Here is a 26,003-nt window from a genome sequence, read left to right as displayed (position 1 = left end):
GTCGCCGACAAGTCAGGAGGCGCGGGCGGCATCCGCAACGACGTCGCGATCGTCGTCCCCCCGTCGGGCGGCCCCGTGGTGATCTCGGTGCTCACCACGCGCAACGACCCCGCCGCGAGGTACGACGACTCCCTCGTCGCCGCCGTGGCCGAGGTCGCCCTCTCGGCCGTCGCCGCCGCCCGNCCGCTCGTCGAGTGGGCAGAAGATGCTCCTCCCGCGGTGACGAGCAGCATCTTCTGCCCACTCGTCGCCGACCACCAGCGGGGCGACGACCTCGGCCGCCCACCCCGCCACCACCTGTTCGCCCCTCGTTCACGCGGCCTCCCCCGGGACGTCGTCGCGCCTCCTTAGCGTGCCCAGCGGGCCGTCCGGTCCCCCGTCGCCGTCCCCGGCGAACCCCGGCCCCGCACCCGAAGGACTCCACCGCATGATCGACAAGCGCCTGCTCGTCTCGGCCGCCACCCTCGGCATCGCCGCCCTCGCCCTCACCGGCTGCTCGGCGAGCGCCGACGCCGACAGCTCGGGAGGCGCGGCGAACGGCACCGACGCCGCCACCGCCACCAGCGCCGAGGACTTCGGCGGCATGGACGCCCTGGTCAGCGCCGCACAGGCCGAGGGCGAGCTCAACGTGATCGCCCTGCCCGACACCTGGGCGAACTACGGGAAGATCATCGACGGGTTCGAGGAGAAGTACGACATCACCGTCAACTCGGACAGCCCCGACGTCTCGAGCGCCGAGGAGATCACCGCCGCCCAGAACCTGAAGGGGCAGGACACGGCCCCCGACGTGTTCGACCTCGGCTCGGCCGTGACGCTCGCCAACCTCGACCAGTTCGCGCCGTACGAGGTGTCGACCTGGGACGACATCGCCGACGACCACAAGGACGCCGACGGCAGATGGGTCTACGACTACACCGGCCTGATGTCGGTCGGCTACGACGCCGACGCCGTGCCGGCCCCCGAGAGCCTCGACGACCTGCTCGGCTCGGACTACGAGGGCAAGGTCGCGATCAACGGCGACCCGACCCAGGCCGGTGCCGCCGCTGCGGCCGTCGAGTGGGCCGCGCTGCAGTCCGGCGGCAGCGCCGACGACGTCAGCACGGGCGTCGACTGGTTCTCGCAGCTGGCCGACGCCGGCAACTTCCTGCCCACCGACCCGACCCCGGCGACGATCGCCTCGGGCGAGACCCCGGTCGTCTTCGACTGGAGCTACAACAACCTGGCCGCCGCGGCCGACGCCGGTGGACGCGACTGGAAGACGGCCGTCCTGCCCGGAACCGCCCTCGGCAGTTACTACAACCAGGCCATCAACGTCGACGCCCCGCACCCCGCCGCGGCCCGCCTGTGGCAGGAGTACGTCATGGGCGACGACGCGCAGAACCTCTACCTAGCGGCCGGCGCCTACCCCGTGCGCCTCGCGGCGATGACCGAGGCCGGCACCGTCGACCAGGACGCCCTCGAGAAGGTCGGCGAGCAGCCCGCCGACACCGTCCAGTTCACGGCGGAGCAGACCGAGGCCGCGTCGAAGGTCCTGGCCGACACCTGGGCCACGGCGATCGGCTGATGGTGACGACGTCGACCCGCGCGGCGGACACGACCGCCGACGTGCGGTCGGCGCACGAGGGGGACGGCGGCGGCCTGCCGACCCGCGCCTCCTCGTCCTCCGACGGCGTCGGCCCCTCACGGGGTCGGCGCCGTCCGGCGGCCTGGTGGGGGCTGACCCCGTTCGCCGTCTGGGTGCTCGCCTTCTTGATCGTGCCGTGCCTGCTCGCGCTCGGGACGGGCTTCGTCGACGGCGACGGTGCCCTCACCCTCGACAACCTGGCCGCGCTCGGCGACCCGCTGATCGTCCGGGCCTTCGCCAGTTCGGCCGCCGTCTCGGCCGTCACCGCCGTGGCCGGGGCCGTCGTCGGTGCCGTCGTCTGCTGGGGCCTCACCTCGCTGCGCCCCGACGGAGCCGTCCGCAACGCCATCGACGCCGCGTCGAGCGTGCTCGCCCAGTTCGGCGGCGTCATGCTGGCGTTCGCCTTCATCGCGACGATCGGCATCCAGGGCGTCGTCACGCGGCTGCTGATCGACGTCGCCGGCATCGACCTCTACGCGGACGGGGTCTGGTTCTACCAGGTGCCCGGGCTGCTGCTGCCCTACCTGTACTTCCAGGTGCCCCTCATGGTGATCACCTTCATGCCCGCCGTCAGCGGCCTCCGCCCGCAGTGGAGCGAGGCCGTGGCCACGCTCGGCGGCACCCGGTGGCAGCACCTCGTCCGCGTGGTCGTCCCGGTGCTCGCCCCGGCGTTCGTCGGCAGCCTGCTGCTGCTCTTCGCCAACGCCTTCTCGTCGTACGCGACCGCCGCCGCCCTGATCAGCCAGGGCGCCCAGATCGTGCCGCTGCAGATCCGCGCCGCACTGATCAGCGAGACGGTGCTCGGCCGCGAGAACGTCGCCGGCGCGCTCGCGCTCGGCATGGTCGTCGTCATGGCCGTGCTGATGACGGGTTACTCGCTGCTGCAGCGCCGCACCGAGCGGTGGCAGCGATGAGCGCCCGGACGACGGAGCCGACGCGCACGACGCGCACGACGAGCGCTCCGCGGTCGACGAGCGCAGGAGGCGCGGGCACGGTGGCGCGCCGCACCGCCCTGGTCGTCGTGGGGGCCCTCTTCGCGGTGCCGATCGCGGCGATGGTCGCGTTCTCGCTGCGCAGCGCCGACGGCACGGGTCACGACCTGAACCACTGGCTGGCGATCGTCGACCCCGAGAACGAGCGGATGTACCGCAACCTCGTCGAGGGGGTCACGAACTCGCTGCTGCTCGCCGTCGTCTCGGCCCTGCTCGTGCTCGTGCTGCTGGTGCCGGCGATGGTGCTCGTGCACCTGCGCCACCCGCGCCTCGTCCGGCCCCTCGAGTTCGTCTGCCTCGTGCCGATCACGGTGCCCGCGATCGTGCTCGTGGTCGGGCTGGCACCGGTCTACTCGGTCGTCTCGCGGGTGGCCGGTTCGGGCGCCTGGACGCTCGCGCTCGCGTACGGCGTCACGGTGCTGCCCTACGCCTACCGTGCGGTGCAGTCCGACCTCGCGGCCACCGACCTCCACACGCTGACCGAGGCCGCGCGCACGCTCGGCTCGAGCTGGCCTCGCACGATGGCCCTCGTCGTCGTGCCGAGCCTCCGCCGGGGACTGCTCGCGGCGGCGTTCATCACCGTGGCCGTGGTGCTCGGCGAGTTCACCATCGCCTCGCTGCTCAACCGCGTGAACCTTCAGACCGCCCTGGTGCAGGTGTCCCGATCCGACCCCTATGCCGCCGTCGTCCTCGCCCTGATCTCGTTGGCCTTCGCCTTCGTGCTGCTGCTCGTGATCGGGCGGGTCGGAGCCCTCGGGGCCGCCCGCCCGATCCCCACCCGGAAGGCCCTCTCGTGACCGCCACGCTCCCCCGCCCCTCCGTCACGAGTCCGACCGCCGCCGGTGCGGGCGCGGGCGCCGCCGTCGCGTTCCACGACGTGACGAAGCAGTTCGCCGGGCACCGGGCGCTGACCGGGCTCGACCTCGAGCTGCAGCCCGGCGAGCTCGTCGCCGTGCTCGGCCCCTCGGGCTGCGGCAAGACCACCGCGCTGCGCAGCCTCGCCGGGCTCGAGGACGTCACGGGCGGCAGCATCACGATCGACGGCCGCGACGTGGTCGGCGTGCCGACGCACCGCCGCGACGTCGGCATGGTGTTCCAGGCGTACTCGCTGTTCCCGCACCTGACCGTGCGGCAGAACGTGGAGTTCGGGCTGCGCATGCGTCGGGTCGACAAGGCCGCCCGCGCCACCCGAGCGGGCGAGATGCTCGACCTGGTCGGGCTCGGCGACCTCGGCGAGCGCTACGCCCACCAGCTCTCTGGCGGCCAACAGCAGCGCGTCGCGCTGGCCCGGGCGCTGGTCACGCGACCCCGCGTGCTGCTGCTCGACGAGCCGCTCAGCGCCCTCGACGCCAAGGTGCGGGTGCAACTGCGGGACGAGATCCGGCGCATCCAGCGCGAGCTGTCGATCACCACGCTCTTCGTCACCCACGACCAGGAGGAGGCCCTCGCCGTCGCCGACCGCGTCGCCGTCATGCGCGCCGGGTCGATCGAGCAGGTGGGCACGCCCGAAGAGCTCTACTCGGCCCCCGCGACGGCGTTTGTGGCCGAGTTCGTCGGGACGAGCAACCGGGTCTCCGGCGAGGTCATCGGCGGGCTCGTGCGGCTGGCGGGCTGCCCCGAGGTGCCGGTCGTGGGGACGCCGGCCGAGGGACCGGTCTGGGCGTACGTGCGCCCCGAGGACGTGTCGTTCGTCGCGCAGGGCGGGCTCGCGGGCGTCGTCGAGTCGGTGTCGTTCCTGGGGGCCGTGTGCCGCACCCGCGTGCGCGTGGACCGCGAGACGCTGCTCGTGCTGGACCACCGGGCCGACGAACGGCGCGAGCCGGGGTCGTCGGTGCGCGTCTCGTTCACGCCCGCCCGCGTGGCCGTGACGAGCCGCGCCTCCTGACCCACCCGACGGCACCGGGTCACCCGGGCGACGGAGGCGGCCCGCACGGTCCCGCCGTTAGCCTCGGGGCATGCCCCCGGTGACCGGTCCCGACGACGTGCCCCGCGCCTCCTCGGTGTGGCAGGCCGAGATCGTCACGACCCGGCGGCCGCGGCCGCTCGTCGCCGGGCGCTGGCTCGTCTCGGTCGTCGTCGGGTTCTTCCTCGGCTCGGTCGAGGGCGAGTGGCCGGGCTTCGACGTCGTGGTCCGCGAGCGCTCGACCGGTCGCGAGATCCACCGTCTGCCGCCCCAGGGCCTCACCGGCGCCGACGAGTCCAAGGTCGAGATCGAGGCGGACCTCGACCGGCTCACCTGCGACGAGTTCCGCGCCGAGTGGGCGCTCGTCTGACCCACATCTGATACTTCAGGCGGAGGCGCACCATCACCGCGGGGGACGACCGGGAGGCGCGGGTCGGCTTGGCTGGGCACATGACCTCCGCTGCGCCCGCCGTCGACTCCCCACCCACCACCGGCACCCGCTGGAGGTTCGTCGACTCGCTGCGCGGCTTCGCGCTGTTCGGCATCCTGCTGGTCAACACGCTCGACATCACCCGCCTCGGCATCGACCTGGCGATCGAGAACGCCGGCCCGGTCGACGACCCGGCGCGTGACCTGCTGTACCTCACGGTGCAGACCCGGTTCGTGCCGATCTTCGTGTTCCTCTTCGGCATGAGCCTCTGGTTCGTGCTCGCCGGTGCCCGGGCGCGCGCTCCCCGGCCCGGACTCGTCATGGTGCGCCGGCTGATCGGGCTCGTCGCGATCGGGGGGCTGCTCATGCTCGTCTACCCCGGCAACGTGCTGCTCGAGTACGGCGTCGTCGGCCTCGTCGTGCTGCCGATAGTCGTCTTCGCCCCACGCTGGGCGACCCTGACCCTCGGTGCCGCGCTGACCGTCGCGGCCTACGCCCTGACCGGTGGCGGCCTCGCCTCGACTCCCGGCCTCATGCTGCTCGGTGCCGGCGCCGCCGCGTACGGGCTGCCCCGGGTGCTCGAGTCCGCCGGGCGCGGCGTCGGCCTGGTCTTCGCCGCGGCCGCGGTGCTCACGGTGCCGGCCCTGCTCTGGCAGGCCACGACCCCGGGCGACCCGCGCTTCTCGACGCCAGGCGGCATCGCCGGGCTGGTCATGGCCGTCGCCTACGCCACCGCCCTCGCCCTGCTCTGGCGCACCCCCGCCCGCCGCGTCGTCGCCGCCGTGTTCGAGCCGCTGGGCCGCATGGCACTGACCAACTACGTCGTCGCGGCGATCGTCGTGGCAGGTCTCGCCCTCGTGATCGACTTCGGGCACCTGACGAGCGTCGTCCCGGGGCTGGCGATCAGCGTCGTCCTGATCGCCGTGCAGTCCGTGCTGAGCCGCCTCTGGCTCGCCCGGTTCGTCTACGGCCCGGTCGAGTGGGCCTGGCGGAGCGTCACCTGGTGGCGGCCGGCCGCGCTGGTGCGCCGGGCGTCCTGACCGACGGGAGCCGCGCCTCCTCTGGTCGGCGGCGGTCCCGACCGATCGGAGCCGCGCCTCCTCGGGTCAGCGACGGTTCCAGGAGGCCCGCACGACGGTGTCGAGGGCGCTCGAGAGGTCGGTGCACCAGAGGCGGCGACCGGGGGTCGCGGCGAGGGTGAGTTCGTAGCCCGCCTCGGTCTGGGCGACCGATCCGATGACCACCGGGGCTCCGCGCTCCGACCGCCGCACGTCGACGATGCGCCAGCGGCCACGGCCGATCACGTCGAGCCTCAGGTCGAGGGCACTGGCGAGCGGGCCCCGTCCCGGCCAGGCCGTGCCCGACCGGCGTCCCCCACCGTCGTTCAGCATGGTCGCCCCTTCTCGCGGGCCGCCCCGATGCGACCCGACGAGGTGCACGTTAGACACGCGACCTGACAACGGGAGGGGTTGACTCCGAGGGCCCGGCGTGATCCTTGTACCCCACCCCGGGCCCCCGTTGCCTCCTGCAGGCCCGGACGCACGGGCCCCGGCCTGTCAGGGTGGAACGATGCCGTCCCCCATCCCGTCGTCCGACGCCGCGTCCCTGGAGGCCCTGCGCGCCTCCGTCCTCCCGACCCGAGGAGGCGCGGTGGACGACAGCATCCCCCAGCTCGCCGAGGCCGACCCCGAGCTTTTCGGGGTCGCCGTGGTGCGGTCCACCGGCGAGGTGGTCGCGTCCGGCGACTCGGGCCACGCGTTCTCGATCCAGTCGGCGGTGAAGCCGTTCCTCTTCGCGCTCGCCCTCGCCGACACCGGCGGAGCGGCCCTCGACGCGGTCGGCATCGAGCCGACCGGCGAGGCGTTCGACGCGATCAAGCTCGAGGGCGGCACCGGCCGACCGCCGAACCCGATGGTCAACGCCGGAGCCCTGCTCACGGCCGCCCTGGTCGACGGCGACACCTGCGACGCCCGCACGACGCGCATCCTGGCGGGGCTCGGGGCCTTCGCGGGGCGCGAGCTCGACTACGACCGCGAGGTCAGCGAGTCCGAGCAGCTGCACGGCGACCGCAACCACGCGCTGGCCCACCTGATGCGGTCCGAGGGCAGCCTGGAGCACACGGCCGACGACGCGGTCGCGCTCTACGCCCGGGCCTGCTCGGTACTGGTCGACAGCGAGGCGCTGGCCGTGATGGGCGCGACGCTCGCGTTCGGCGGCCGCAACCCGGTGACGGGCGAGCAGGTCGTGGACGCCCGCGTCGCCCGCGACGTGGTGTCGGTCATGGCGACCTGCGGGGTCTACGACGGGTCGGGCCGCTGGATGCGCGGCGTCGGGGTGCCCGCGAAGTCGAGCGTCTCGGGGGCGATCGTCCTGTCGGCGCCGAACCGGCTGGGTGCGGCGGTGTTCAGCCCGCCCATCGACGAGCAGGGGACGAGCGTCCGCGGTGCCGAGTGGAGCCGCCGACTGAGCGAGGAGCACGGGCTGCACTCGTTCGGCTTCGGCGGCTGACACGGACGAGGCCCCCGGTGGGCGTCCTGCGAACAGGAGCCGACCGGGGGCCTCGTCGGGTGGAGCCGGGGCTCAGGCCTGGACGTCTCCGCGCCAGGCGCCGTCGACGTTGCCCTCGCGCTCGATGAACTCCTTGAAGTTCTTGAGGTCCTTCTTGATGGCGTGGTTGTCGGCGCCGAGCGTGTTGCCGACCTTCTCGAGGAAGCCCTCGGGGGTCCAGTCGATCTGCACCGTGAGGCGCGTCACGTCGTCGCTCAGCTTGTGGAACGTGATGACGCCGGCGTGGTCGACCTCGCCGCCCGTGCTGTTCCAGGCGACGCGCTCGTCGGGGTGCTGCTCGGTGATCTCGGCCTCGAAGGTCTTCTCGACCGGTCCGACCTTCACCTTCCACACCGTGAGGGTGGGGGTGGTCTGGGTGATGGACTCGACCTCGTCGAGGAACTTCGGGAACGACTCGAACTGGGTCCACTGGTTGTAGGCGACGCTGACGGGGACGTTGACGTCGATGGTCTCGATGGCCTGTGCCATGGTGCACTCCTTGCTGACGGTGTTCAGAATTGTCGGGCGACGCCGTGTCGGCGTCGTGCCCTGCCGTGAACGGTAGGAGGCGCGGGTCGGCTTCGCCCACGTGCGGAGGCAACGGTCAGGTGCCGGGTGACACGGCCGACCTGGGCACCGCACAGTACTCGTGCGCCCGCGGCCGAGTACGTGCGCGCCCGCGACCGACGGCGGAGCGGTCGGGCGCCGGCGTCGCCGGAACGGGGACCACCCCGCCACGACGGATCGTGACGGGGTGGTGGGGCCGACGGCGTGGCCGGGATCGACGGCCAGACCGCCTGAGGGTCAGCTCGTCGTGTCGCGGGCCGGCGACGCGTCGATCGCATCGACGGTCTCGTGCGCCTGGCCCGAGACGACCTCGATCTTGCGCGGCTTCGCCCTCTCGCTGACCGGGATGACGAGTGACAACACGCCGTTGTCGTAGTGGGCCGTGATGCGGCTCGAATCGATGCCCTCGCCCACGCTGAACTGGCGGAGGTACGAGCCGTGCGGCCGCTCCTGTGCCAGCCACTTGACGCCGTCACGGGTGTCGGGCGTGCGGTTGGCCCGGATGGTCAGCAGCTGACCGTCGACGTCGACGTCGACCGACCCCGGATCGATGCCCGGCATGTCGGCGTTGAGCACGTAGCGGTCGCCGTCGCGGTAGAGGTCGACCGGCATGACCCTGGGCCCCTGCCGCAGGCCCGTGAGGGCGCCGGTGAGACGGTCGAGCTCGGTGAAAGGATCGAAAGACATGGCCATGATGAAGAGTCCCCTTTCGGTTGATCGGTGTGACCCGGGACCCCGTGGCCCCGGCTCGTTGACGACACGAATGTGCCTCTGACCAGCGTTTCGTACCTCAAACCAAGCTTGAACGCTGCCGAGAGATCACTGAGGACGCTGTGCCTGCCGTCGGGCGGCCAGCTCGGCGCCGATCTCTTCGATGCGGGCCAGGTTGCCCAGCAACCGGAGGAAGTCGGCTGCGGCTGCCTCGACGTCGTCGTAGGTGCGGATGCTCTGCTCCTCGACGAGGCCTCGCTCGTCGAGGAAGTAGGTGCTCCACACCTCGTCCCGTCGAGCGAGGACGAGCGCGAAGGGCTTCCCCGTCGTCGCGTCCCCGATGACGGCGTTCAGGTGGCCGAGTCCACGGGCGTCCACCTGGGTTCGGAGGTCGGCCAGGGTGCGCGCGACCATCGTCATGACGGTTCTCCTGCTCGTCGGCGTCGGTCACGGAGTTCGTCCTGGGTCTCGAGCTTGCGATGCTGGGACCTCAGACGGTCGAGGAAGTCGGCCACGGCCGAGACCTCGTCGGGGAACGTGTGCAGGCTCCGTTCCTCCACGGCAGCTCGTTCGTCGACGTAGAAAGTGCTCCACACGCCGTCACGTCGCGCCACGGCGAGACAGTCCGGGCGCCTGAGGTAATCGTCACCGAGAGCGACACGAATGCGGTTCACGTCCTCCGCCTCCATCTGCGCAGGCAACGACGCGAGGCTCATCGCCGCCCCCTCAACGCGCTCGAGGTCGCGTTCCCGTTGCAGGTCGCGGAGGAGCTTCTTCAGCCGGAGCAGGACGAGGAAGTCCTCCAGGGCCTCGGACTCGCTCGGGTAGGTGCGCATGCTCTCGTCGACGACCGCAGCACGCTCGTCGGTGGAAAAGGTCACCCAGGCATCGTCGCGTCGGGTGACGACGAGGCAGTCCGTCCTGTTCGCGTGGTCACCGACGAGGACGTGCGCCAGGTCATCGAGTCCCTCTGCCGCCATGACGACGCGCACCGATTCGATCGTCGCCATGTCAGGCCTTCCCCGGTCGGTCGTCTCGTGACGCCTGCCACGTCTCGTGGGCGAGCCTGTTCTTCTCCCTGATGCGCGACATGAGTGCGTCCTCGTCGGCCCTCAGCCTCATGAGACGCAGGAAGTCGTCCAGAGCGTCGGAGAGTTCCTCGTACGTGCGAACGCTGGTCTCCTCGACACCGGCACGTTCATTGGTCGAGAAGGACGTCCAGACGCCGTCCCGTCGGGTCAGGACCAGGGCGTCCGCCGAGCCGGCGTGATCATCACCGATCACGTAGGCGAACCTGTCGAGCCCCTCGGCCTCGATCGTCGCGACCGTTTCTTGGAGTGTCGTCATCCTCTGGGGCCCCTCGGCGGTCACCGATCCTCTTCCTCGAGGACGGCCAGGGTCTCGTGACATGGCTGCACGACGTCCGCTCCTTCTCGCCGGGCACGCTCAGTCATGGGGCTCCAGGCCCTTGTTGAGGAGGGCCTCCAACTCCTTCAACCGGGCGAGGTTCCGCAGCTGCGACATGAACTCCGTCACGGCAGAGCGTTCATCCGGATGCTCGACGAGTGTCCGCTCTTCCACGACCCCTCGTTCGTCGCGCAAGAAGGTCACCCACAGCCCGTCGATCTGCCCGATCACGTGCGCGCCGGAGACGGGCAGGGACGTGTTCCCGATGAGGAAACGGAGGTGCCCGAGCCCGGCCGCTTCCACTTCTGCTCTCAGTCCGCCCACGTCGGTCCTACTCATCAGCCCTCGAGCACCGGCTAGACGTCCTTCTCAGCCGCGGCCTCGGAACGAAGCCGCTCGACGAGCGCGATGCCGTCGAGCAGAACGAGGAACCCCTCGACTGCCGACCGCTCGTCCGGATACGTCCGGACGCCCTTGACCCTGGTCAGCCCTCTTTCATCCCTGACGAAGGTGCTCCAGCCACCTTCGCCCTGGGCGATGACGAGTGCGTATGGACGCTGTGTCTCCCCGTCACCGATCAGAAAGTTCAGATGCCCGAGCCCGAGTTGGTTGACGCGGTTCGGCAACGAGGCGAGAGTGTTCGAGTCGTCATCAGTCATGGATCTCCTCGAGGAGGCGGTTGATCCTCTCGTGTAGTCACCATCGATGACGTGGTCCAAGCGAAGGAGACTCTCAGCCTCGAGGACGGCCCGCAGCTCGTCCAAACGGGCGAGGTTCCGCAGCTGCGACATGAACTCCGTCACGGCAGAGCGCTCATCCGGATGCTCGACGAGAGTCAGCTCTTCCACGAGACCTCGTTCGTCGCGCAAGAACGTCACCCACACCCCGTCGATCTGCCCGATCACGTGCGCGCCGGAGACGGGCAGCGACGTGTTGCCGATGAGGAAACCGAGGTGCCCGAACCCGGCCGCTTCCACTTCTGCTCGCAATCCGTCCACGTCCATCACGCTTCGCGACGCGATGGCGACCGACGTCGCTCGACCGGCCACACCATCACGCGTCCGTGGGCCGACCGAGACGTTCCGCATCTCGTTCTCGCTGCAACGTGGCAAGTAGGCCTTTCAACCGCATGAGCTCGAGAAAGTCGTCCAAAGCTTCGGGCTCGCTGGAGTACGTTCGGACGCTTTCCTCCATGACTGCGGCACGTTCGTCCCGAGAGAACGACACCCACCCCTCGTCTCTACGGCACAGGACGAGGCAGTCGATCTCGTTCGTACCGTCAGAGCCGATGACATATTTGAGACGGTCGAGCCCTTCCGCTTTCAATGCCGCGCGTGTCTCATCGATGGTGGTCATCTCGCTCCTAGTTCGGGACTCTCTTGAGCAGACCGAGCTCGACCATGACATCGGCTCCGAACGGCAGCTGGTACTGGGTACCACCGCCGACTTCGCCGAAAGCCTTGTCGATCTCGCCCGCGAAAACGCGGATGTTGTTCCAGTCCGGATTGAAGAGCTTCATCGTGACATCGATCTGCATTTTCAGCTTCGTGTTGGTCGACGCGTCATACGCGGCCCGGATGTTCTTGAGGTCGCCGACGACCTCGTACGTGTGCAAATCGTCTTCAACCCAGGGCAGCGCTCGAGTTCCATGGGCGGCGTGCGTACCGTCCGCGTTGAGCGGAGAGGTGAACCGCCCCGTCTCTGGGCCCTCTCGATCAAGTCGCGTGCCGAGGGGGATGTCGGGGTCGGGCGTCTTGATGGGGTCGCCGTCCTCGTTCAACGTGAATCCGTCGCGGGGCGCCTCGTCTTTCCAGTTGACCTTGCCGTCCGCCCCGAGGACGCTGGCGTCCTTCGGCACCTGCTGATCGGCCGGCCACGTTCCCTTCTCGCGGAACACCGCGCCGGCGTCGGGGTCGACAACGTCCAGGTAGTTCGCGAGTTGCTCCCGAGTCATTCCGCTTCGATCCACGGCGCTCGGTGTGGTCGTGCCATTCGAGCCGGGGGCGTCGCCGCCCGAGCCACCCGTTCCGGCATCGCCGTCGGCGTGACCGGGCTGGTCGGCCGCGGGGGCGTCGTCGGCGTGACCCGCGCCTCCTGCGTCCTCACGGACCGGCGGGGCCGACGCGTCGTCACGGACCGGCGGGGCGGACGCGTCGTCACGGACCGGCGGGGCCGACGCGTCGTCGCGGACGGGCGGGGCCGACGTCTCGTCACGGACCGGCGGGGCGGACGCGTCGTCACGGACGGGCGGGGCGGACGCGTCGTCGCGGACGGGCGGGGCGGACGCGTCGTCACCACGGACCGGGCCGGGCGTCGTGTCGGGGCCGTCGACGCGCGTGGGCGGTGGCGCGAGGCCGTCGGCGCGGACGCCGACGACGTCGTCGAGGCGGGTGAGTTGCTCGTCGAAGCGCGAAGGCGCGGCGTCCGGCCCGCGACCGGCCGAGCCGTGCCCTCCGGTCAGGAGACGCGTGGTCTCCGACATGGCGTTCAGGGCGTGACCCGCGTGCGTCAGGCCGATCCGCGACAGGGAACCTTCGGGGGCACGGAGCGCAGCTCGTTCCGCGGCGCCACCGAGCCGTGCGAGGCCCGTCGCCGCCTTCGTCCCGCCGACGGCTGCGCCTCCGACCGGGACGAAGAACGAGGCCACGCCGAGGGTGGCGTAGGTGCCGGCCGCGACCGGGTCCTCGTCGTACATCTCGGGCGTGCCCACGATGCCCTGCGTGACGCCCTCGATCGTGGTGCGGTACCAGTCGACGGCCGGCTGGGCGGCCGCCGGCACCGTGCCGGGAGGTGCGTACGCCAGCGCGATCGTCGCCGGACTCGTGATCGCGATGGCCCCGAGCCCCTGGAGCAGGCCGCCCCAGGCCTTGAGGCCGAACTCCTTGGTGACGCCCGTGCCGCCCTGGATGTCCCAGCCGACCAGGGCACCGGCGCCGTAGGCCGCCTCGGCGATGAACATGCCGAGACCCGTGCCCATCGACTCGGAACAGGTCTTGTGCGGGTCGCCCGGGGCGCCGTAGGGCAGGTCCTTCATCGAGTCGAGCTGCTCGGCCGACAGGCCGACCTGCTCGGGGAAGCACATCGGGTCGGTGCGCAACGCGTTGATGCCGTTCTCGCACTCGGCTCGGGCGGCGTCGATCTTGGCGACCTCGGCGTTGACCTCGCCGAGCAACTCGTCGTTGCGGTTGCGCGAGGGGATGTGGTCGTACCACTCGACCGTGGTCTCGTCGGCGCCGCTCGAGATGTACGAGTTGTAGCTCTCGGTGCTGTAGGTGACGCCGCCGGACACCTCGGCGGTGAAGGCCTCGGCCTCGGTGACGAGCTCCTTGAGCCGGGCGACGGGCGCGGCGACGGCCGTGGCGAGGTCGTCGAGCAACGTCGCGACCTGGCCGAACGTGTCACCGAGGGTCTGCGTGCTCGTGCCGACCGGGTCCATGGCGACGAACAACTGCTCGGCCTCGGGCGCCGCGTAGACGCCCGACAGCCCGGACCAGGAGGTGACGACGCCCGCACCCTTCTCGGCGATGGCGGTCGCCGTGCTGCGGAAGGTGGCGGCGGACGTCGAGATCGCCGCCGGGTCGATGGTGACGCCGGGGATCGCACCGGGGACGATCAGCGAGGGGCTCATCGCGGCACCCTCGGGGTGGAGACGGGCGGAATGCCGGCGGCGCTCTGCTCGCTCGCCAGCGCGGGTGCCTCGGCGGCCGCCGTCACGGCGGCGGACTGGGCGTTCGCCGCCATCTCCTCGTCGCCGGCGACGTAGGCGATGGTCGCCTCGGCGGCACCGGTGCCGCACGACTCGATGCGGTTGACCACCGACGTGAGGGTCGTCGCCTCGGACTCGATCAGCCCGAGCACCGCGTTGGCCACGCCGACGAGGAGGTCGCCGACACCGCCGCTCAGCTCTTCGTGACCGGTCTCCAGGCCTCCGGCCGCGGTGCCGAGGTCGCCGGCCGAGACCTGGACCTCGGCCAGGACCGACTGCACCCCGCTGGGCGAGATCGACCACGAACTCATGAGCGTGCCCCTTCGTCGGTCGTCGCGGGCGCAGCCGTCGCGGGCCTCGGCCCACCCGGGACCGCCTCGACCACGACGCGCCCCCCGGTGTTGCGGACGAGCGCCTGCACGACCGCATCGGACACCGGGTCGGTCCCCGGCGCGTACGCCTCGGTCAGCCAGCTGGCCGCCTCGACGTCGACCCCGAGCAGGACGGAGGCGTCGGCCGGGTCCTCGACGTAGGTGCTGCGCACGATCGCCAGCACGAGCCCGTCGTCGGTCGCGATCTGCAGCCCGCCGCCGTTCCAGAGCTTGCCCAGCCCGAGGTACGGGTCGATCTCGGCGGCTGCGCGGGCACCATCGACGGCGGTCACGGGCTCGGGCGTCACCACGGTGTACTCACGAGGCACGGTGCACCCCCGGCGGGGTCATCGCGGCGAGGATCTCGTCGGCGCCGACGGCCTCGACAGCATCGGCGAAGCGGTGCCAACGGGCTGCGGCCGCGGCACCGTCGACAGCACCAGCACCAGCACCGACCTCGGCGTCACCGGCCAGCCCCTCGTGGAACGACACGAGCACCGACGGCGTCCGCGACGACCCGAGCACCCGTCCACCCACCCGGCGGACGAGACCCTCGACGTCCAGTTGCATGCCCCGGACGCTCCGCGCCCCGACGACGGCGGCGAGCGGTTGCGGTGCGACCCGGTCGTGGGCGGACACGGTCCCGTCGGCCCGGCCGGACATCGACCACGCCGTGGCGAGCAGGACCTGCTGTCGACCGGCCACGTCGGCGAGGGCGTCCGCGACGACGCCCGGCGCGACGGCTCCGGTCACGACGATGCGGGTCTCCTCGATCACCCCGTCGTCGCTGCGCGCGATGCGCACCCAGCCCCGATACCTCGGCCCGGAGGCGTCACCGCCGGCCACGTGGAACCGCGTCTCGGACGGCATGCGGCTGCGCGCGGCGGCCGTGAAGAAGTCCCGGTCCCAGACCGTGGTGGCCGGCTCGGTCGTCCCCCACAGGGTGCGCGTGCCGGGAGCGAGTGACTCGACGAGTCGTTCGAGCGTGCCACCGAGTCGGGCCTCGGCCCGCGCCCGGTGGTGGGTGACGACGGCGAGCTGCGTCCACGGGACGGCGTCGGGGTCGACGGTGCGTCCCTCGTCGAGCCGGACCGACGACGGCGCCTCGTCCTGCGGCAGCGGGTAGCCGTCCTCGGTCACCCCGAGGCCGTGGGCCGGTGAGCGCACCGGCTCGAGCGTGACCGCCCGACGCAGCGAACCGTCGGAGGCGCGGGTCAGCCAGACCCCGCCGAGCACGTCGAGCAGGTGGAACAGCGAGTACGTGAGCCGCGATGCGGGATCGGTGACGAGGGCGACGCGGGTGCCCGGCCCGGCACAGTCGACGAAGAGGGCCGAGAGGCCACTGGACACCCCGACGACGGGCTTGCTCGACCGCGACTCGACCCAGCCGGGCCCGTGCGTGTCGAGCATCGGGTGCAGCAACGAGACGGTCGTCGTGGCATCGTCGGTCATGGCTTCCCCCCGGTAGCGGCGACGACCATCGTACGGGGGCGGCGCTCCCGGCCGCCGTCGGCCGAACGCCCCACGAGCCCGTACCCCGATGACGTGGGAAGAGACGTGACGGCGGTGGTGACCAGGCCGTCAGCCCGGCCGTCACGTCACCTCAGAGAAGAAGAGAGCGAGTGACGGGAATCGAACCCGCGCTATCAGCTTGGGAAGCTGAAGTTCTACCATTGAACTACACTCGCGCGGCGCCTCGGAGGCGCGTCAGACCACTATAGCGGCCCGCGCCTCCCGTGCTCCCTCCGCCCTGCCGAGCGCGTGGCACCGCCGAGCGGACGTCGCACCGCCGCGTTCCGCGGTGCGACGTCCAGCAGGCGGTGCGACGTCCGGCAGGCGGTGCGACTCCGCGCACCACCCCACCTACAGGAGGCGCGCTCAGGCCCCGGTCGCGACCGAGACGATGCGCAGGTCGACCGATGCCGGGGGAACGGGCTCCCCGCTCACGCGGTCGAGCAGCGCCTGGGCGACCGCACGGGCCATGAGCGGCCCGGAGCCGCTCTCGTCGACCGCGATGTCGAGGGTGATGCGGGTCTCGAGGTCGGCCACGGCGATGCCGACGAGGGGCACGGGTCGACCGGGGGCGGCGGCCTCGGCGGAGGCCGGGTCGGCGCGCTCGGCGTCGGGGATGTCGGAGGCGGGGACGCCCGGGTCGGCCGACGTGGCTCCGGCGATCGAGGCGTCGCTCTGCACGGTCGAGCCCACGACCCCTCCGCCACCGACGACGGCGCTCAACCCCTGGAGGGCCGAGCGGACGACGCTGCCGAATCCGGGCCGGGCCCGGACGTGCACGACGCCGTCGACCGATGCCGCGATCTCGCCGAGCTCGGCGGCGAGCAGGGACAGGTCGGCCGGACTGATCGGGGCCCGCAGGCCGTCGTCGTCGCTCACGCCGCGCCTCCTTCGCTCTGCAGGTGGACGTCGTCGACGACCACGTCGACGCTCTCGAGGGTCAGTTCGGTCTGGCGGGACAGGCTCGACGACACCGCCGACTTGACCGCCTCGGCGAGCGCGGGCAGCGGTTCGCCGAAGAGGCCGCTGACGACGACCTCGACCCGGACGAGCGCCCCGGGCACGCTGACGTCGCCGCGGATCGTGCACGAGATGACCATGGCTCCGTCGACGCCGTCGCCCGCCTCGCGGATGAGTGACCTCACGGCGCCCTCGGTGATGTGCAGGGTGGAACGCTCGTCGATCGAGGCGAGCGGGATCTGCCTCCCGGCCCGCGACTCGAGGCGCACGCGGTCCATCACGCCCGAGATCCAGCTCGGGTCCGGTGCGGGGCTCGCCGCGGCGTCGGACTCGAGCAGTCGGGCCCCCATCGCCCTGAGGCGTTCGAGGGCGGCGAGCTGGGCCCGGGCCTCGGGCGACTCCTCGATCTCGGGGTCGTAGGGCTGCCGGCCGGCGTCGAGGTAGTCGACGAGACGCTCGGGCGAGACTCCGTCCTCGGCACCGTCGACGAGCTCGTCGGGCGACGGGCCGGCGTCGCCCGGCGCACCCGGGTCGACGGGCGCAGCCGGGTCGACGGGCGCACCCGGCTCGACGGAAGCACCCGGGTCGACGGACTCGCCCAGGGCGACGGGCACGTCGGGCGGGGTCGGGTCTTCGTGGGCGTGGTCGGTGCCGTGAGGACGGTCACTCATCGCCAGGCCTCCATCTCGCGGGTCAGGGTCTCTCGTGCCCGGGCCAGTTGCCCCCGGACCGCGGTCACGGTGGTGCCGGTCCGTTCGGCGATCTCGGTGTACGACTCGCCACCGACCTCGCGCAGCGCCCACACCTGCCGTTGGCTGGCCGGGAGCCGCGCGAGCGCCGCACGCAGCGCCTCCATGGCGTCGTTCGAGGACGCCCGGCGTTCCGGATCGGTCGTGGGCGTCGCCGCCGGCAGCTCGAGGTCGTCGACGTCGTCGGTGAGGCGGCGCGACCGGATCAGGTCGAAGGCCTTGCGCGACACGATGCGCATCATCCAGCCCTTGACCGCCGCGGGCGTCTGCAGCGTCGGGAGTTCGCGCCAGATCGTGATGGACGCCTCCTGCACCGCGTCGGTCGCATCGGCTCGTGAACCGGTGAGTCGGGTGGCGTACGCCGTCATCAGCCCCAGATGGCGTCGGAGCAACACCTCGAAGGCCCGCTCGTCACCCTCGGCGGCACGCGACGCGAGCACGGCGTCGGTGGCCTCGGTCAGGTCCGCCGCCATGTCCGCCTCCTCTGCTGCTGCGTCCGCCCGGGCCCCCAGGACGAGGAGGCGCGGGTCACGACCCGTGGATGAGTCACGACCCGTGGATGAATGGTGACGCATTCCGTGACGTTCGGGCCACGGAAGGCGTCTCATCCCTGGATACACCGGAATCGGTGCGCGCGGGAGACCGTGACCGGACCCGTCGGCGGCGCGTCCGGTAAGACCGAAGGGCGACGCCGACCCGTCGCACATCGTCCGATCAGAAGGAGACACCGATGGCCACCACCGACGACACCCCGACGAGCACCGTCCCGAGAGGCACCGTCGGGGTGCCCGGCAGGACGGTCGTCGCCGACGGCGTCGTCGCCACGATCGCCGGAATCGCCGCCCGTGGAGTGCCCGGCGTCTTCGCCCTCGGTGGCGGCACCGCGCGGGCGTTCGGCGCCCTGCGGGACGTGATCGGCACGACCGACCTCGGTCAGGGCGTGCGCGTCGAGGTCGGCGAGACCCAGGTCGCCGCCGACGTCACGATCGTCGTCGGGTACCCGGCCCCCCTGCACACGGTGGCCGGACAGGTGCGTGCCGCGGTGGCCGGTGCGATCGAGCAGCTCGTCGGCATGGAGGTCGCCGAGGTGAACGTCGCGATCGTCGACGTCAACATCCCCGGTGACGACGACGTCGACTCCACCAGCGAGAGCCGCGTCTCGTGACCGCCACCACCACGGGCATGGCCGTCGGCGCCGTGCTCGCCGTCTCGGCCCTGGCCTTCGGGTTCTGGGGCTTCGTGCTCGTCGCGGTCTTCATCGCCGTCGGCGCGCTCGTCGGGCGCATCGTCTCGGGCAGGACCGACGTGGCCGGGCTGCTGGACGCCCTGCGCGGACGGCGCTCGTCGTCATGACCACCGCCGGCACGGATCTCGCCGAGACGGGACGCGTCGTCGCGGGGCACGTCGGCATCCCCGCCAAGGTGCTGCAGAAGGTGGCGGTGGCCGTCGTCGCCGAGACCCTCCACGTGCGTCGGGCCGACGTCCGCGTCCTGGCCGAGGACGACGCCGGCCAGCTCGCGCTGCGCGTCTCGACGCCGGTCCGCGTCCCGATGCTCTCCGAGGCCGTGACCATGCCCGAGGGCGGGGTCCTCGCCGTCGTCCGCGACCTCCAGTCCACCCTGACCCGTCGGCTCTCCGAACTCGCGGGACGCACCGTGTCCCGCGTCGACGTCACCGTCAGCGGCAGCCGCACCGACCGGACGGGGCGCACCTCGTGAGCGGGATCGACCCCGGCCTCCACCGCCGTGTCCTCCGACGCGAGCAGCACTCCTCGCGCTCGGGCAGCGCGATCGTCGTGCTCGTGTTGCTCACGCTCGTCGTCGGGTACGTCGGGGTGGAGGCCGTCTACGCCGCGCTCGGTCGACGGGCCCTGCTCTTCTCCCCGGTCGACGTCCTCGCGACGCTGACGTCGTCGGTCGACGGCGGCGGCACCTCGGGCCTCGTGCTCGGCGCCGGCGTCGTCGCGGCGGTCGTGGGCCTCGTCCTGATCGGCCTCGCCGTGACGCCCGGCCGTCGCGGACGCCACACCGTCGACGACGACCGCGTGGCGGTGGTCGTCGACGACCGGGTCATCGCGTCCTCGCTCGCCCGGGCCGCCCGTGTCTCGGGGCGCCTCTCGGACCAGCAGGTCTCGGCGTGGGTGTCCCGTCGTCGGGCCCAGATCGACCTGACGCCCGCGTCCGGCCTCGCGGTCGACGAGCAGTCGGTCGGGGCCGCCACCCGTTCCGAACTCGAGTCGGTCGCCTACCGGCCCGAGCTCAGGGCTCGCGTCCGCACGACCGACACGGGGAGGGTCGGCGCATGACCTCGAGCAACCGGTTCGCGAACCGCCTCCTCCTGTTCGTCGTCGGCCTCGTCGCCCTGGCCGTCGGAGCGTTCCTCGTGATCGTCGCCCTGCCCGGCGGCGGCGTCCTGCGCGACCTGCTGTCACCCGCGTCGTCGGCCCTCGACGACGCCGTGGCGGCGACGCCGATCGACCCGTCCGGTGCGACGGGCGGCAGCTGGCTGCCGGTGGCCCTCGCCCTGCTCTGCCTGTTGCTCGTCATCGTCTTCGTCGTCGCGATCCCCGCCCACGGGCACGGTCGCACCGACAGCGTCGTCGTCCAGGACGACCCGGCCGGCTCGGTCGCCGTGTCGAGCTCGTTCGCCGACACCGCGATCACGGACGCGCTCCGCGACCGCCGCGACGTGGCCTCGGTGGGCGTCTCGGCGTGGACGGTCGCGGGTCGGCCCGCCCTCAAGGTGCGGGTGCGGCTGACCGCGGGGTCGTCCCCGGCGCCCGTGGTCGCGGCGGCGTCCGACGTCGCCCGCGGGCTCGACCGCGTGCTGGGCGAGACGGTGCCCGTGCTCGTCGAGATCACCGGCGCCTCGGCCGTGCGCAAGGGGGCCGACAGCCGCGTGGCCTGACGACCCGCGCCTCCTCGGCTCCACGACCCGCGCCTCCTCGGCTCCGCGACCCGCGCCTCCTCGGTCCGGCTCGGCCTCAGCGGACGGCGAGGAGGATCTTGCCGCTGTGCCCGCCGGACTCCATGCGCTTGTGGGCCGTGGCGACGAACTCGAGCGGGTAGACGCTGTCGAGCACCGGTCGCACCGACCCGGCCTCGACCAGCGGCCAGACGTGCTCGCGCACCTCGGCCATGATCGCGCGGCGTTCGTCGAGGGGGCGGGCGCGCAGCGTGGTGGCCCAGACCCGACCGCGCTTGGCCATCAGGCGCGACAGGTCGATCGTGGCCGACGGGCCGCCCTGCACGGCGATCACCATGATCCGGCCGTTCACGGCGAGCGCCTCGACGTCGCGGGCGATGTAGTCGCCACCGACCAGGTCGAGAACGACGTCGACGCCGCGGCCCTCGGTCAGCTCGTCGACGACCGCGACGAAGTCCTCGGTCTTGTAGTCGATGCCGCGCGCGGCGCCGAGCTGTTCGCAGAACGACGTCTTGTCGGCCGTCCCGGCGGTGGCGTAGACGGTCGAGCCGAGCGCCACGGCCATCTGGATCGCGATCGAGCCGACGCCGCTGGCGCCGCCGTGCACGAGCAGGGTCTCGCCCGGCTTCAGCCCGGCGCTCATGAAGACGTTCGACCAGACGGTCGCGACGGCCTCGGGCAGGCCCGCCGCCTCGACGAGGTCGACGCCGCGCGGCAGGGGCAGCACCAGGCCCTCGTCCACCTGCACGCGGTCGGCGTAACCACCGCCCGGCAGCAGGGCCACGACGTAGTCGCCGACGGCCGCGGCGGTGACGTGCTCGCCGGTCGCGACGACGGTGCCGCTGACCTCGAGCCCGGGCCAGCCGGGCGCCCCGGCGGGCGACGGGTAGTGCCCCTCCCGCTGGTTGACGTCGGCGCGGTTGACGCCCGCGGCGGCGACGTCGATCACGACCTCGCGGGGGCCGGGCACCGGCTCGGCGACCTCGGAGACGACGAGGGCGGAGGGCCCTCCGGGCACGGGGACGGTGATGGCACGCATGCGTCCATCCTCCCCCCGTGGCCCCGCACGCGCTGACTAGTCTTGTCGCGTGCTGCTCTCCGACCGCGACATCAAGCTCGAACTCGACGCCGGCCGAATCGGCCTCGACCCCTACGACCCGACGCTGATCCAGCCGTCGAGCATCGACGTGCGGCTCGACCGGTTGTTCCGGCTCTTCGACAACCACAAGTACCCGTTCATCGACCCGGCCGCGGACCAGCCCGAGCTGACCCGCCTGGTCGAGGCGAAGGCCGACGAGCCGTTCATCCTGCACCCGGGCGAGTTCGTGCTGGGCAACACCTACGAGTTCGTCACCCTGCCCGACGACGTCGCGGCCCGCCTCGAGGGCAAGAGCTCGCTCGGGCGCCTCGGCCTGCTGACCCACTCGACCGCGGGCTTCATCGACCCCGGCTTCGGCGGGCACGTCACGCTCGAGCTGTCGAACGTCGCCACCCTGCCGATCAAGCTCTGGCCCGGCATGAAGATCGGCCAGCTCTGCTTCTTCAAGCTCAGCTCACCCGCCGAGCACCCGTACGGCTCGTCCCAGTACGGCTCGCGCTACCAGGGCCAGCGCGGCCCGACCGCCAGCCGGTCCTTCCAGGGCTTCGTGCACACGGACGTCTCCGCCCGCGACTGACCGCTGCGCGCGTTCGCCCCGCGCTTGCGCCGCGTTCGCGCCGTGCGTTCGCGCTGCGCGTTCGCGCCGCGCTCGTCGAGAACGCAGGAGGCGCGGGCCGCGTCCCCGACGGACGCCTCCTCCGGAGACGAGAAAGGGGTGCGGAAGGAACCCGACTCCCTCCGCACCCCGGCGACACGAGAGAAACCCGACGTCGATCTCGTGCGCTGTGACTCGCGGTCCTGAACCTTTCACCGCGAGGCCACTTCATTCTGCGGCTCTCCGCTCCTCGGGCAAACCCGGCAATGTCCGAAAAACGAAATGAAAGCTCAGCTTGCGAAGCGGTGGCAAAAAGTCACCCGTCACCCTTCGAGGGTGTCGCGGGGTGACCGCCCGAACTCGGCCGTGTACGGGGCCGCGAAGCGGCCCGCGTGGGCGAAACCCCAGCTGAGCGCCACGCCCGCGACGGTGTGGCCGAGGGTCGGATCGGCCATGACGAGGTCCCCGTGCGCGCCGCGCAGCCGCGCCCGCCGCAGTTCGGCCATGGGCGTCGAGTCGAGGTGGCGACGGAACGCCAGCTGCAGGGCGCGGGGGGTCACCCGAGCCGCCTCGGCGATCTCGACGACGCCGATGTCGTCGTGCGCGTGCTGCTCGATGTAGTCGCGAGCCCGACGCACGGTCGACGGGAGGGGCGTGAGGCCGTCGGCACCGCCGACGCCGACCACGTTCGTCTCGAAGGCCTCGAGGTAGGCGGCCACGAGCGACCGGAACGCCGAGCCCCGCACCAGCTGACTGGCCATGGCGGCGTCGTTGCGGATGACGTGCTCGTGCACGTGCCGGACGAGGTCGGACCAGTAGCGGCCGAGCGAGGGCGAGACCGCCTCGGCCGCGGTCGACCGGAGCCCCCCGGGGGCGGTGAGCCGCATGGCCTCCAGCTCGCGTTCGACGGCGGTGCGGTCGAGCATCACCTGCCCGAGCACGAGGTCGTACGACAGCATGACCTTGGCGTCGTGCGACGGGAACGAGAACGGTGCGCCCGGCTCGACCCTGAGCTCGTGGTCGCGGGTCCGCAGCGACAACCGGCCGGCCATCACGCCGCCGGCGACGAGGAACCCGGTCGGATCGCTCTCGGACAGCAGGCGTCCCCGCCGGTACTCGAAGCGACAGAGGGCGAAGCGCGTGTCGCCGGACACGGCGCGACTGTAGGTGAACGGCTCGGGGCCCTCGCCTTCGAGTCGCGTGATCTTGTAGTTCTTGCGGATCAGCGCGTGCGCGACCTCGCGATCCGTGGTCGAGACGCTGCGGACCCGCGGGTCGACGAGCGCCTCGAAGGTCTGCGCCCTGGGGGGCGCCGCGGTCGGATCGGTGGTGGCGTCGGTCGGCGTGGTGTCCGTGGGCGCGGTGTCCGTCGGCGCGGTGTTCGTGGGCGTGGTGCGGAGTGCAGCTGATCCGGCGACTGGTGAGGCCGCCTGCGGTGTGGACGTCACGGTCGTTCCCCTCGGGTGGGACGGTGATCCGGGGTGGTTGGTCCCGGGTGGTCCTCCCGACGTCGGTGTCGAGTGACCTACCCGAGAGTATCCAACAGACGAACTGGACGCGCGCCGCATCCTGGGGCAGGGCACCGCCCGGTCGGGTGCGGTCGCAGTCCGCGTAGCGTCGGGTCATGGACTACAGAACCCTCGGAAACAGTGGAGCCTCGGTGTCGGAGCTGACCCTCGGCACCATGACCTTCGGCGCCGAAGCCGACGAACCGACCTCGCACGCCATCCTCGACGCCTTCGTGGCCGGAGGCGGCACGCTCGTCGACACCGCCGACGTCTACAGCGCCGGCACCAGCGAGACCATCATCGGCCGGTGGCTGGCGAGCCACCCCACGGACGCCGACCAGGTGGTGCTCGCGACCAAGGGACGCTTCCCCACGGGCGACGGGCCCAACGACGTCGGGCTGTCGCGTCGTCACCTCGCGAAGGCCCTCGACGCCTCGCTGACCCGGCTCGGCGTGGAGCACGTCGACCTCTACCAGATGCACGCCTGGGACCACCTCACCCCGATCGACGAGACGCTGAGGTTCCTCGACGACGCGATCAGCGCGGGCAAGATCGGCTACTACGGCTTCTCGAACTACCTCGGGTGGCAGGTGACCAAGGCCGTCGGCCGGGCCGAGGCCCTCGGGTTCGCCCCGCCCGTCACGCTGCAGCCGCAGTACAACCTGCTCGTCCGCGACATCGAGCACGAGGTCGTCCCGGCCTCGCTCGACGCCGGCATCGGCCTGCTGCCCTGGTCGCCGCTGGCCGGCGGCTGGTTGAGCGGCAAGTACGTCCGCGACCAGGCGCCCACCGGTGCCACCCGCCTCGGCGAGGACCCGAAACGCGGCATGGAGGCCTGGGAGGCGCGCAACGCGGACGAGCGCACCTGGACCGTCCTCGACGCGGTCACCTCGATCGCCTCGGCACACGACGCCTCGGCCTCGCAGGTCGCGCTGGCCTGGTTGCTGCGTCAGCCCGCGGTCACCTCGGTGATCCTCGGCGCCCGCACGGTCGAGCAGCTGGACGACAACCTGGGTTCGTCGGCCCTGGCCGCGGCCCTCACCGACGACGAGGTCGCCAGGCTCACCTCGGCGAGCGCACCCCGGGTCGACGACTACCCCTACGGCACGGCAGGGGTCGCCCAGCGCGACCGGAAGATCACCGGCGGCCGCTGACCAGGAGGCGCGGCGCGCCTCCTGCGGGCACCGCGCCTCCCCCACGCTGTTCATCCCGCACGACACCGCGAGATGGTCACCGCGCCAGGTTTTCTCCTGGCGCCGTGACCATCTCGCGGTGCGGTGCGGTGCGGTGCGGTGCAGTGCGGGGCGGTGCGGTGCGGTGGCACGCGTGACCGAGCACTCCGCCACGAAGTAAACGTCCCGCCACGCAATCCTGTGGCGGGTCGTTTACTTCGTGCCGGCGTGCCCGGAGCCCGAGGCGGGGCGGTGCCGTGCGGGGCGGGGCGGTGCGGGCGGGGCGGCCGGGGCTCAGCGCTGCAGCGAGGCGGTGGCGCCGACGCGACCGCGGGCGACCCGCACGGCGATCGTGACGACCAGCACGACGGCGGCGGCGACGATCGCGGCCACCCCGGCGACGACGTTCTCGGGTTCGCCGGTCAGGCGGCCGACCGCGATCCAGGCGAGTCCCCACGAGAGCGACAGGGCGGGAGCGAGGCGGCCGCGCCCGGCGAAGGCCAACACGACGCCGACGAGGGCGGCCACGGCGAGCACCACCGACGACCAGAACCCGGCCGCGAAGCCGAATCCGTCGAAGCCCGCGTCGACCAGGCCGGCGGCGACGTTGGCGACCGTCGCGACGCTGACCCAGCCGAGGTAGAGGCCGAGGGTGCCGTCGGTGACGACCGCGTCGACCCACCCGCTCGACGCAGTGTGGAACAGGATGACGAAGATGCGCGCGAGCACCAGCAGCAGCGCGACGATCACGACGGCGCCCAGCCAGACGCTGCCGAGCTGCACGGCGGCGAACAGCCAGGCGGCGTTGAGCAGCAGCGAGGCCGCGACCCAGTAGCCGAGCCGACGGTGTCGGGTCACGGCGCGCTGACCGGGCAGGGCCTGGTAGATCGCGTAGGCGACGAGGCCGAGGTAAATGACGCTCCAGATGCTGAAGGCCGTGGTCGCCGGGGCGACCGTCGTGGCCGTCGCGCTGAGGGCCCCGCCTGCCGCGTCGGACACCGAGACGCCGCCGAACGCGCCCGATCCGTAGGCGGCCAGCACGATCGCGAGGACCGCGGTCACGACCACGACGATCTGGCGGACGACGTCACGCGACGTCGCGGTCTCGGCAGGGGATCGGGTGCTCGTGTCGGTGCTCATGAGGGGGACGCTAGTCGTGCCCGCCGGTCGATCTCTTAGTTGCTAAGAGGATTGTCAGGGAAGGGGCGGCGAGGGAGGGGCGGCA

At 72.1% G+C, this 26,003-nt stretch carries 33 protein-coding genes, 1 tRNA gene and 1 pseudogene; 15 read left to right on the top strand and 20 right to left on the bottom strand.

Annotation, left to right across the window (positions count from 1 at the left end; genetic code table 11):
• The 7 genes and pseudogenes from IFT79_RS17100 to IFT79_RS15940 all read left to right on the top strand — a co-directional run.
• Window positions 1–182, top strand: a pseudogene (locus IFT79_RS17100) (serine hydrolase); the annotation flags it as partial.
• 245 nt (window positions 183–427) lie between these two features.
• Window positions 428–1,564, top strand: coding sequence for an ABC transporter substrate-binding protein (locus IFT79_RS15965; protein ID WP_192125327.1), 1,137 nt, complete (start codon window positions 428–430; stop codon window positions 1,562–1,564).
• Window positions 1,564–2,538, top strand: coding sequence for an ABC transporter permease (locus tag IFT79_RS15960; RefSeq protein ID WP_192125325.1), 975 nt, complete (start codon window positions 1,564–1,566; stop codon window positions 2,536–2,538). The genes IFT79_RS15965 and IFT79_RS15960 overlap by 1 nt, the downstream gene beginning before the upstream one ends.
• The gene (locus tag IFT79_RS15955; RefSeq protein ID WP_192125323.1) at window positions 2,535–3,413 is read left to right on the top strand and encodes an ABC transporter permease subunit; all 879 of its coding nucleotides are present in this window, start codon (window positions 2,535–2,537) and stop codon (window positions 3,411–3,413) included. The genes IFT79_RS15960 and IFT79_RS15955 overlap by 4 nt, the downstream gene beginning before the upstream one ends.
• Complete coding sequence (locus tag IFT79_RS15950) at window positions 3,410–4,501, top strand: ABC transporter ATP-binding protein (protein WP_123570997.1); 1,092 nt, start codon at window positions 3,410–3,412, stop codon at window positions 4,499–4,501. Before IFT79_RS15955 ends, IFT79_RS15950 begins: the two co-directional genes overlap by 4 nt.
• A gap of 70 nt (window positions 4,502–4,571) precedes the next feature.
• Window positions 4,572–4,889 carry a hypothetical protein gene (locus IFT79_RS15945; protein WP_192125321.1) on the top strand — a complete coding sequence of 106 codons (318 nt, stop codon included), beginning with the start codon at window positions 4,572–4,574 and terminating at the stop codon, window positions 4,887–4,889.
• 80 nt (window positions 4,890–4,969) lie between these two features.
• Window positions 4,970–5,989 carry a DUF418 domain-containing protein gene (locus IFT79_RS15940; RefSeq protein ID WP_192125319.1) on the top strand — a complete coding sequence of 340 codons (1,020 nt, stop codon included), beginning with the start codon at window positions 4,970–4,972 and terminating at the stop codon, window positions 5,987–5,989.
• 66 nt (window positions 5,990–6,055) lie between these two features.
• Here the strand turns inward: IFT79_RS15940 and IFT79_RS15935 are convergent, their stop codons facing one another.
• Entirely contained in the window at window positions 6,056–6,340 is a 285-nt protein-coding gene (locus IFT79_RS15935) for a hypothetical protein (RefSeq protein ID WP_056044422.1), read from the bottom strand.
• 178 nt (window positions 6,341–6,518) lie between these two features.
• Between IFT79_RS15935 and glsA the strand changes: the two genes are divergently transcribed.
• A complete protein-coding gene (gene glsA, locus IFT79_RS15930; RefSeq protein WP_123571000.1) occupies window positions 6,519–7,457 on the top strand; it encodes a glutaminase A in 939 nt (312 codons plus the stop codon).
• A 72-nt stretch (window positions 7,458–7,529) separates the two neighbouring features.
• On the opposite strand, the gene IFT79_RS15925 is transcribed toward glsA, so the two are convergent.
• The 16 genes from IFT79_RS15925 to IFT79_RS15850 all read right to left on the bottom strand — a co-directional run bounded on the left by IFT79_RS15925 (window position 7,530) and on the right by IFT79_RS15850 (window position 17,952).
• Entirely contained in the window at window positions 7,530–7,985 is a 456-nt protein-coding gene (locus IFT79_RS15925; RefSeq protein ID WP_056044418.1) for an SRPBCC family protein, read from the bottom strand.
• 315 nt (window positions 7,986–8,300) lie between these two features.
• Window positions 8,301–8,756: an Hsp20/alpha crystallin family protein gene (locus IFT79_RS15920; RefSeq protein ID WP_192125317.1), complete on the bottom strand. Its 456-nt coding sequence runs from the start codon at window positions 8,754–8,756 to the stop codon at window positions 8,301–8,303.
• A 126-nt stretch (window positions 8,757–8,882) separates the two neighbouring features.
• Complete coding sequence (locus IFT79_RS15915) at window positions 8,883–9,194, bottom strand: hypothetical protein (protein ID WP_192125315.1); 312 nt, start codon at window positions 9,192–9,194, stop codon at window positions 8,883–8,885.
• Window positions 9,191–9,784, bottom strand: coding sequence for a hypothetical protein (locus IFT79_RS15910; protein WP_192125313.1), 594 nt, complete (start codon window positions 9,782–9,784; stop codon window positions 9,191–9,193). Before IFT79_RS15910 ends, IFT79_RS15915 begins: the two co-directional genes overlap by 4 nt.
• A 1-nt stretch (window position 9,785) precedes the next feature.
• Window positions 9,786–10,145 (bottom strand): hypothetical protein, encoded by a 360-nt coding sequence (locus IFT79_RS15905; RefSeq protein WP_192125311.1) that lies wholly within the window; start codon window positions 10,143–10,145, stop codon window positions 9,786–9,788.
• Between the two features lie 75 nt (window positions 10,146–10,220).
• The gene (locus IFT79_RS15900; protein ID WP_192125309.1) at window positions 10,221–10,505 is read right to left on the bottom strand and encodes a hypothetical protein; all 285 of its coding nucleotides are present in this window, start codon (window positions 10,503–10,505) and stop codon (window positions 10,221–10,223) included.
• Between the two features lie 32 nt (window positions 10,506–10,537).
• Window positions 10,538–11,179 (bottom strand): hypothetical protein, encoded by a 642-nt coding sequence (locus IFT79_RS15895; RefSeq protein WP_192125307.1) that lies wholly within the window; start codon window positions 11,177–11,179, stop codon window positions 10,538–10,540.
• 55 nt (window positions 11,180–11,234) lie between these two features.
• Window positions 11,235–11,537: a hypothetical protein gene (locus IFT79_RS15890; RefSeq protein WP_192125299.1), complete on the bottom strand. Its 303-nt coding sequence runs from the start codon at window positions 11,535–11,537 to the stop codon at window positions 11,235–11,237.
• A 7-nt stretch (window positions 11,538–11,544) separates the two neighbouring features.
• Window positions 11,545–13,809: a TNT domain-containing protein gene (locus IFT79_RS15885; protein WP_192125297.1), complete on the bottom strand. Its 2,265-nt coding sequence runs from the start codon at window positions 13,807–13,809 to the stop codon at window positions 11,545–11,547.
• Window positions 13,806–14,198, bottom strand: coding sequence for a DUF6507 family protein (locus IFT79_RS15880; protein ID WP_173154305.1), 393 nt, complete (start codon window positions 14,196–14,198; stop codon window positions 13,806–13,808). Before IFT79_RS15880 ends, IFT79_RS15885 begins: the two co-directional genes overlap by 4 nt.
• Window positions 14,195–14,587 carry a hypothetical protein gene (locus IFT79_RS15875; RefSeq protein ID WP_192125296.1) on the bottom strand — a complete coding sequence of 131 codons (393 nt, stop codon included), beginning with the start codon at window positions 14,585–14,587 and terminating at the stop codon, window positions 14,195–14,197. The genes IFT79_RS15880 and IFT79_RS15875 overlap by 4 nt, the downstream gene beginning before the upstream one ends.
• Window positions 14,577–15,710 (bottom strand): DUF6177 family protein, encoded by a 1,134-nt coding sequence (locus IFT79_RS15870; protein WP_192125294.1) that lies wholly within the window; start codon window positions 15,708–15,710, stop codon window positions 14,577–14,579. The genes IFT79_RS15875 and IFT79_RS15870 overlap by 11 nt, the downstream gene beginning before the upstream one ends.
• A gap of 165 nt (window positions 15,711–15,875) precedes the next feature.
• Window positions 15,876–15,946, bottom strand: a tRNA-Gly gene (locus tag IFT79_RS15865).
• 190 nt (window positions 15,947–16,136) lie between these two features.
• Window positions 16,137–16,649 carry a hypothetical protein gene (locus IFT79_RS15860; protein WP_192125292.1) on the bottom strand — a complete coding sequence of 171 codons (513 nt, stop codon included), beginning with the start codon at window positions 16,647–16,649 and terminating at the stop codon, window positions 16,137–16,139.
• Window positions 16,646–17,401 carry an Asp23/Gls24 family envelope stress response protein gene (locus IFT79_RS15855; RefSeq protein ID WP_192125290.1) on the bottom strand — a complete coding sequence of 252 codons (756 nt, stop codon included), beginning with the start codon at window positions 17,399–17,401 and terminating at the stop codon, window positions 16,646–16,648. The genes IFT79_RS15860 and IFT79_RS15855 overlap by 4 nt, the downstream gene beginning before the upstream one ends.
• Entirely contained in the window at window positions 17,398–17,952 is a 555-nt protein-coding gene (locus IFT79_RS15850) for an RNA polymerase sigma factor (RefSeq protein WP_056044391.1), read from the bottom strand. The genes IFT79_RS15855 and IFT79_RS15850 overlap by 4 nt, the downstream gene beginning before the upstream one ends.
• A 257-nt stretch (window positions 17,953–18,209) precedes the next feature.
• On the opposite strand from IFT79_RS15850, the gene IFT79_RS15845 reads away from it, so the two are divergent.
• Genes IFT79_RS15845 through IFT79_RS15825 form a run of 5 tightly spaced genes read left to right on the top strand, consistent with a single transcriptional unit; the run spans window position 18,210 to window position 20,386 of the window.
• The gene (locus IFT79_RS15845) at window positions 18,210–18,644 is read left to right on the top strand and encodes an Asp23/Gls24 family envelope stress response protein (RefSeq protein WP_123571012.1); all 435 of its coding nucleotides are present in this window, start codon (window positions 18,210–18,212) and stop codon (window positions 18,642–18,644) included.
• Window positions 18,641–18,832, top strand: coding sequence for a DUF2273 domain-containing protein (locus tag IFT79_RS15840; protein ID WP_123571013.1), 192 nt, complete (start codon window positions 18,641–18,643; stop codon window positions 18,830–18,832). Before IFT79_RS15845 ends, IFT79_RS15840 begins: the two co-directional genes overlap by 4 nt.
• Window positions 18,829–19,197, top strand: coding sequence for a hypothetical protein (locus tag IFT79_RS15835; RefSeq protein WP_056044386.1), 369 nt, complete (start codon window positions 18,829–18,831; stop codon window positions 19,195–19,197). The genes IFT79_RS15840 and IFT79_RS15835 overlap by 4 nt, the downstream gene beginning before the upstream one ends.
• Window positions 19,194–19,784, top strand: coding sequence for a DUF6286 domain-containing protein (locus tag IFT79_RS15830; protein WP_192125288.1), 591 nt, complete (start codon window positions 19,194–19,196; stop codon window positions 19,782–19,784). The genes IFT79_RS15835 and IFT79_RS15830 overlap by 4 nt, the downstream gene beginning before the upstream one ends.
• On the top strand, window positions 19,781–20,386 hold the full coding sequence (locus IFT79_RS15825) for a hypothetical protein (RefSeq protein ID WP_192125286.1): 606 nt from the start codon (window positions 19,781–19,783) through the stop codon (window positions 20,384–20,386). The genes IFT79_RS15830 and IFT79_RS15825 overlap by 4 nt, the downstream gene beginning before the upstream one ends.
• Before the next feature lie 76 nt (window positions 20,387–20,462).
• On the opposite strand, the gene IFT79_RS15820 is transcribed toward IFT79_RS15825, so the two are convergent.
• Entirely contained in the window at window positions 20,463–21,443 is a 981-nt protein-coding gene (locus IFT79_RS15820) for an NAD(P)H-quinone oxidoreductase (RefSeq protein WP_123571017.1), read from the bottom strand.
• A gap of 49 nt (window positions 21,444–21,492) precedes the next feature.
• Here IFT79_RS15820 and dcd point away from each other — a divergent pair, with 49 nt between their 5' ends.
• A complete protein-coding gene (dcd, locus tag IFT79_RS15815; protein WP_192125285.1) occupies window positions 21,493–22,080 on the top strand; it encodes a dCTP deaminase in 588 nt (195 codons plus the stop codon).
• A 341-nt stretch (window positions 22,081–22,421) separates the two neighbouring features.
• On the opposite strand, the gene IFT79_RS17030 is transcribed toward dcd, so the two are convergent.
• Window positions 22,422–23,546, bottom strand: coding sequence for a helix-turn-helix domain-containing protein (locus IFT79_RS17030; protein ID WP_192125283.1), 1,125 nt, complete (start codon window positions 23,544–23,546; stop codon window positions 22,422–22,424).
• A 176-nt stretch (window positions 23,547–23,722) separates the two neighbouring features.
• Between IFT79_RS17030 and IFT79_RS15805 the strand changes: the two genes are divergently transcribed.
• On the top strand, window positions 23,723–24,760 hold the full coding sequence (locus IFT79_RS15805) for an aldo/keto reductase (protein ID WP_192125280.1): 1,038 nt from the start codon (window positions 23,723–23,725) through the stop codon (window positions 24,758–24,760).
• 312 nt (window positions 24,761–25,072) lie between these two features.
• Here the strand turns inward: IFT79_RS15805 and IFT79_RS15800 are convergent, their stop codons facing one another.
• A complete protein-coding gene (locus IFT79_RS15800; protein WP_056044373.1) occupies window positions 25,073–25,918 on the bottom strand; it encodes a tryptophan-rich sensory protein in 846 nt (281 codons plus the stop codon).
• Window positions 25,919–26,003: the final 85 nt, after the last annotated feature.

The sequence above is a fragment of the Frigoribacterium sp. CFBP 8759 genome, from assembly GCF_014841655.1.
Lineage (GTDB): Bacteria > Actinomycetota > Actinomycetes > Actinomycetales > Microbacteriaceae > Frigoribacterium.
Note: the sequence above shows the minus strand (reverse complement) of the source record. Positions and strands in the feature narration are given on the sequence as shown.